This is a genomic window from Protofrankia sp. Cj5 (genome assembly GCF_917627405.1).
GTDB lineage: Bacteria > Actinomycetota > Actinomycetes > Frankiales > Frankiaceae > Protofrankia.
This window is the reverse complement of the sequence record NZ_CAKJTO010000041.1, coordinates 28,267-29,039: the sequence shown is the minus strand read 5'-3', so window position 1 is coordinate 29,039 and position 773 is coordinate 28,267. Positions and strand designations below refer to the sequence as shown.

Sequence of the window (773 nt, the reverse complement as noted above, 5' to 3'; positions counted from 1 at the left end):
GGCGAGCGTCCCGCCGATGACCTGGATGCCATCGAGGCCGGCCCCACAGGCGACCACCCGGTCCGCGCTGACCTCGCGAACCATCGCCCCAGCCAGCCTCGCGCCGGACAGGTCCGCCCCGGACAGCACAGCCGCGTCCAGAAAAGCTCCGGTCAACACCGCATCCCGCAGATCAGCACGATCGAGCCGAGCGTCGGCCAGGTTCGCCTCCCGCAGGTCCGCGCCGCGCAGATCCCGACCGGAGAGGTCGTGGCCGGCGAGATCGGTGCCGGCCAGTTTCGCCCCCGTCCGCAGCATGATGCCCAGCCGCCGCGCCACCACCACCGCGTTCGCCTTCGACACCGCGGGCGCGTCCACGGTGTCCTGTGCCCAGCGGGCCGCCGCGTCCCGGCCGGCCAGATCGGTGAAGAAATCCACCATCAGCTCCGACATCTCCTGAGCCGCGAGCAGACCACCAGCCTGGTCGGCCTGACCGGCGAGCCGGCAGGCGATATCGGCCGCGACCAGGTACTCCATCACCGACCAGTGAATGAAGGAGAACCGGCCATCGGCATCCCGGCGCAGCGCCGTCCCCGAACCGAGCAGATGCGCGGCCTCGGCCGGGGTCAGACCACGCGGGTCCCGCATCGACCGGAGCACCCCGGCGGCGATCTCGTCCAGCCGGGTCACCGCGATGAACGCCTCGCCGTCCCGCCACATCGCCACCGCCAGCTCGGTGACAGCATCCTTCCGCTCATCGACCGTCAGCTCCGGTGAGCGTGTCTGCTCGTAGC

The 773-nt window shown here is 71.4% G+C and carries 1 protein-coding gene; it reads right to left on the bottom strand.

Going from position 1 to position 773, the window contains the following annotated elements; translation table 11 throughout:
• Positions 1-773 (bottom strand): pentapeptide repeat-containing protein (locus tag MJ777_RS11175; RefSeq protein WP_239375824.1); only part of this gene is annotated, 773 nt, incomplete at both ends.